Source organism: Curtobacterium sp. MCSS17_011, assembly GCF_003224275.1.
In the GTDB taxonomy this organism is placed as follows: Bacteria; Actinomycetota; Actinomycetes; order Actinomycetales; family Microbacteriaceae; genus Curtobacterium.
Genome location: NZ_QKLE01000050.1, coordinates 1 through 5444 on the forward strand (window position 1 = coordinate 1; position 5444 = coordinate 5444).

Annotated in this window: 5 protein-coding genes; all 5 read right to left on the reverse strand. The window is 70.9% G+C overall.

Annotated elements, in window-relative coordinates:
• Positions 1-202: 202 nt before the first annotated feature.
• On the reverse strand, positions 203-1498 hold the full coding sequence (locus DEJ17_RS18170) for a carbohydrate-binding protein (RefSeq protein ID WP_181421274.1): 1296 nt from the start codon (positions 1496-1498) through the stop codon (positions 203-205).
• A gap of 162 nt (positions 1499-1660) precedes the next feature.
• Positions 1661-2509 (reverse strand): bifunctional 2-polyprenyl-6-hydroxyphenol methylase/3-demethylubiquinol 3-O-methyltransferase UbiG, encoded by an 849-nt coding sequence (locus DEJ17_RS17315; RefSeq protein WP_110895646.1) that lies wholly within the window; start codon positions 2507-2509, stop codon positions 1661-1663.
• Positions 2510-2549: 40 nt separating this feature from the next.
• A complete protein-coding gene (locus DEJ17_RS17320; protein ID WP_110895648.1) occupies positions 2550-3710 on the reverse strand; it encodes a P-loop NTPase in 1161 nt (386 codons plus the stop codon).
• On the reverse strand, positions 3703-4200 hold the full coding sequence (locus tag DEJ17_RS17325; protein ID WP_042539423.1) for a DUF1003 domain-containing protein: 498 nt from the start codon (positions 4198-4200) through the stop codon (positions 3703-3705). The genes DEJ17_RS17320 and DEJ17_RS17325 overlap by 8 nt, the downstream gene beginning before the upstream one ends.
• A 52-nt stretch (positions 4201-4252) precedes the next feature.
• Positions 4253-5444 (reverse strand): magnesium transporter MgtE N-terminal domain-containing protein (locus DEJ17_RS17330; RefSeq protein WP_110895650.1); only part of this gene is annotated, 1192 nt, incomplete at its 5' end.

Genomic DNA, 5444 nt, shown 5'->3' on the forward strand with positions numbered 1-5444 from the left:
GAGCCCGGTTCAATACCGAGCTCACGCCCTCGCGGCCTAATCTGAGTTCACGGTCCAACAAACCGGGACCAGTTCACTGGCACCGGGCCTCCAGTCCGTCGTGGGGTCGCGTGGCGATCCCGATGGCGAGTGGAATCGGGCGTACCTGGTCGGAAGGAACGACGAGGTACGCCCGATCCGACCAGGTACGCCCGGTTCTTCCCTACCTCAGGGCCGCCAGGAAGCGGTCCGTCCAGGCGAGCGGCGCAGACCCGGCCACGGAGTTGCAGGTCGGCGATGCGGTGCTCTGCGCCGTCGGGCAGGGGGTGTCCCGGTCGAGCGACCAGGTGTGCACCCCGGCGAGCCCGTGGGACTTGGCGTACGCGGCGACGGTGTCGGCGTCCGCGAGGGTGAAGACCTCGTCGGTGGTGTCGTTGACGCCGATCATCGGGGTGACCTCGATCTTCGACGAGGCGATCCCGTAGGTGTGCTGCAGGTTCGTGACCGCCTGGATCGTGGACTGCCCCATCTGGCACGTCGACCCGACGATCACGCAGTTCGCCGTGGTCGCGCGTCCGAAGTCCATCGTCATGAGGTTGACCGTGTAGTTCGTGAGTGCCGAGGCCTTGACCGCCTTGACGGTGGCGTCGCCGGTGCTGTTCAGCCCGCCGAACGAACCGTCGGACGCGGCCAGGGTGGCGAGCGTGAACGAGAAGCGCAGGCCCGGGTACTTCGACTGCGCCAGGGCCGCCGCGCTCACCAGGTTCTGCACGTCCGCCGCGGACTGCCCGCTCTCGATGTCGAAGTCGACGCCGATCATGTGCGGGGAGGCGTAGCGGGCGATGAAGGACTGCAGCGCGGTGCCGGAGCACTTGAACGAGCCTGCGGCGCCACCGGTGCTGACGATGTAGTTCACCCCGGCCGCGTCGAGCTTCGCGATGTTGGCGCTGGCGAACGCGTCGGCAGCGACTCCGCCCCAGTTCTCGCTGCCGCAGGTGCCGGTGGCGAAGGCGAGCGTGATGGCCTTGAGACCGGGTTCCCGCGTCGACACCAGGCTGTTGCTCGACCCGACGACCGGGATCCGCGTGCCGGTGACCGCGGTGTTCATGACGTTCGTGTTCCAGTCGAGGTTCACAGTGATGTCCTTGTACGGGCTGAAGACCAGGCCGCTCGCGGTGCCGGTGCTGCCGTTGCCCGGCGTGGTGGTCCCACCGCCACCAGGGGTGGTCCCGCCACCGGTGCCGCCACCGGTGCAGGTGCCGGTCGACGTCCACGGCTGGCCGCTGCCGGTCGCGCCGGAGTGGGTCGCCGGTTCGTCGCCCTGGGTCCACCAGTTCGCGGTGTAGTTCGAGCCGTTCTCGCTGACGGTGGCTCCGCCGTTGTAGGCGGTGCCGGCGCTCCAGGCGGTCGCGCAGGTCGTCGCCGCGACGGCCGGCGCCGCAGCGAGCGAGCCCCCAGCGACCATGAGGGCGGCGATGGTGGCCACGAGGCCCGATCGCACGCGGGTGTTCTGGTTCACACGGTTCTCCTGTCCTCGGTCGGACGTCGTCGTCCGGCGGGTGGAGCCCTCGCGACACATTCCGCAAGGGCATTGTGTAATGCCCTTGCATAATGCGCCGGGGTAGAACGTCCTGTCCATGAGCGAACGCACAGGATGCGTCGAACGGACCAGGGGGTCAGGTCAGTCGCGGGTGGCGACGATCGTGTAGGTGGTCGGCATCCGGTCGCGGTCGTGATCCGGCCAAGCCCACGAACCGGTGCCGGTCTCGACCATGCGGGAGCTGAAGCGCCACGGCAGGGTCTGGCCCTCGTCGAGTCGTCGGAGCCGCAGCCCGGCACCGAGCAGGGCGTTCACGATCTCGGACAGCGGGTGCGGCCACTCGAAGGTGCGGGTGTTCGCCACCGTGCCGTCGCCGGCGTAGGTGCCGGCGTCGTCCCACTGCTGGGCTGTGCCGTCGGGGAAGTACCGGTACCGGGTGACGAGCTCGTCGGCGTCCTCGTCGAGGGCGTACATCGCCGGGTGGCCGTCGCGGATGAAGAACACGCCACCGGGGCGCAGCAGCCCGGCCACCTGTGCGGCCCAGCGGTCGAGGTCGGCGAGCCAGCAGATCGTGCCGATGCTCGTGTAGACGACGTCGAAGTCCCCGGTGACGGCGGCCCGGGCATCGAGGACGTCGGTCTCGACCCAGGTGACGTCGAGGCCGAGCCGTGATGCGAGCCCGCTGGCCGATGCGAGGGCTGCGGGGGAGAAGTCGACGCCGGTCAACCGGGCACCCTCGCGGGCGAGCGACACCGTGTCGGTGCCGATGTGGCACTGCAGGTGGCAGACGTCCAGCCCGGCGAGCGAACCGTTCGGCAGCCAGGGCATCAGGGCCGGCAGGTCGTCACGCACCACGTCCGACCGGTGGTCCGGGTCCGACAGGGCGTCGATGGCGTAGGCGCCCTCGTGGATCGGCACCCGGTCGTCCCAGTTCGCGCGGTTGGTGTCGCGGGCGTGGTCCCAGTCGACGTCGACGTGATCCGTGCTCATGTGTCCGACCCTACCGAGGCCGGTGGCGGGCACCCGACCGTCAGGACGGCGAGAGCCCGAGCTTCCGGCCGGCAAGCCCACGCCCCATCGTGGTGATCCGGTCGGCGATCGCTGTCAGGGCCACCGCGGACGGGTCCTCCGGGGCACCGAGCACCACCGGGACGCCCGCGTCGCCGCCCTCGCGCAGCGGCACGGACAGCGGCACGCTGCCGAGCACCGGTACGGGGGTTTCCTGCCCGCGGGACAGCCGCGCGGCGGTCTCGGCGCCCCCGCCCTCGCCGAACAGGTGCAGGACCGCGCCGTCGGGCTGCACGAGCCCGGCCATGTTCTCGATCACGCCGATGACCCGCTGCCCGGTCTGCCGAGCGACGATCCCGCTGCGCTCGGCGACGTCGGCGGCGGCGGCCTGCGGGGTCGTCACGACCAGGACCTCGGCGTGCGGCAGCAGCTGCCCCACCGAGATCGCGACGTCGCCGGTGCCCGGAGGCAGGTCGAGCAGCAGGACGTCGAGGTCACCGAACCACACATCGGTCAGGAACTGGTTCACGGTGCGGTGCAGCATCGGTCCGCGCCACGACACCGCCGTCGAGACGTCGTCGACGAACATGCCGATCGAGACGACCTTCACGTCGTGCGCCACCGGCGGCAGGATCATGCTGTCCACCCGCGTCGGGCGGGGTGCGACCCCGTGCTCGTCGGTCAGGCCCATCAGGCCGGGGACGCTGAAGCCGTGCACGTCGACGTCGACGACCCCGACCCGCAAGCCCCGGTGGGCGAGCGCGACGGCGAGGTTCACGGTGACGGTGGACTTGCCGACGCCGCCCTTGCCGCTCGTGACGGCGATGACGCGGGTGAGCGAGTCCGCGGTGAACTGGACGCCCTTCGGTCGACCGGCTCGCAGCCGCTCGGTCAGCGCGGCGCGTGTGGCCGGGGCCATCACGGACACGTCGACGTCGACTGCCGCGACCCCCGGGACGGACCCGGCGGCGACGCGGACGTCGCGCTCGATGGTGTCGGCGGCGGGACACCCCACGATCGTGAGCTGCAGGTCGACGCGCACCGCGCCTCCTGGCTGGACGTCGACACCACGGATCATGTCGAGCTCCGTGACGGGCCGGCGGATCTCGGGGTCGATGACGCGGCCGAGCGCGGCGAGGACCGCCGTGCCGAGCTGTTCGTCGGTGGGGACGGCGTCAGCCACGGGTGGAGCTGTCGTGTTCGTCCGCGTAGCCGGCCTCGTCGGCGTCGCGGCGGTCGAGTTCCTCGAGCAGGGAGCGGAGCTCGGCACGGATGAAGTCCTTCGACGCCATGTCGCGCATCGCCAGGCGCAGGGCCACGACCTCGCGGGCCAGGTACTCGGTGTCGGCCAGGTTGCGCTCGGCGCGCTGGCGGTCCTGCTCGAACTGCACGCGGTCGCGGTCGTCCTGCCGGTTCTGCGCGAGCAGGATCAGCGGGGCGGCGTACGAGGCCTGCAGCGAGAGCACGAGCGTCAGAGCCGTGAAGCCGATGGCCGCCGAGTCGAACTGCCACGGCTTCGGCGCGAGGGTGTTGTAGCCCATCCAGACCACGCAGAACAGCGTGAGCCCGATGAGGAACCAGGGCGTGCCCATGCCGCGGGCGATGCCCTCGGTCGCGCGACCGAAGGTGTCCCCGCGACCACGGCGGCGGCTGGGGAGCACACGCGTGCGCATGCCCTTCGGGGAGTCGAGCCGGACCTCTTGCCGGTCACGGTCGCGACGGTTGTCATCCGTTCGGGCCACGGGTGGTCCTCCTTCCCGTCGTCACGGTTGTCCTGCGCGGGCGTTGACGTGGAAGCGGTGAGGGTTCCCCCTCGCCCTGACTTCGCCAGTCGTCCGGCAGGACGTGGTCGAGGACGTCGTCGATCGTCACCACCCCGACGAGACGGTGGGCGTCGTCGACCACGGGGACGGACAGCAGGTTGTAGGTCGCCATGATGCGGGTGACCTCGGCGGCACTCGCGTCGACCCGGACCGGTTCGGTCTGCTGGTCGATGAGCGTGCCGAGCCGCTCGTTCGGCGGGTAGCGGAGCATCCGCTGGAAGTGCACGAGCCCGAGGAACCGACCGGTCGGCGGCTCGTACGGCGGCAGGGTGACGCAGACGGCGGCGCCGAGCACCGGCGCGAGCTCGTGGCGGCGGACCAGCGCGAGGCCCTCAGCCACGGTGGCGTCGGCCGAGACGATCACCGGTTCGGTGGTCATCAGACCACCGGCGGTGTCCGGCTCGTACTCCAGGAGCATGCGGACGTCCTGCGCCTCCTCCGGCTCCATGAGCTGCAGGAGGGCTTCGCTCCGCTCGTCGGAGAACTGGGCGAGGACGTCGGCCGCGTCGTCCGGCTGCATCTGGTCGAGGACGTCGGCGGCACGGGCGTCGACCAGGCGGGTGAGGATCTCGATGCGCTCCTGGTCGGGCATCTCCTCGAGCACGTCGGCGAGGCGGTCGTCGGGAAGTTCCTCGGCGACCTCGAACCGGCGCTCGGCGGGCAGGTCGAGCAGCGTCGACGCCAGGTCGGCCGGCAGCAGGTCGGAGTAGGCGGCGATCACGTGCTCGGCGGACTGGGCCTCGCCGGGGAGCTCGTCCTCGGTGACCTCGTTCCACGTCGCGAACGTCGTGGGGCCCTTGCCGAACGGTGACGGCGTGGTCTTCGGCTTGCGGAGGAAGAGCTGTGCGACCTCCCAGTCGCCCTGCCCGCGGTCCTCGATCGCGACGTCCTCGATGGTGGCGCGGATCCGCTGGTTCTTGATGAGCACCTTGCGGCCGAGCATCTCGGCGATGACGCGGACCTCGCCGCCGCGCTGCTCGAAGCGGCGCATGTTGACCAGACCGGTGGTGATGACCTGTCCGGCACCGATCGAGGTGATGCGGCCGATGCTCACGAAGATACGGCGCTTGCCCGGCACCTCGACGATGAGTCCG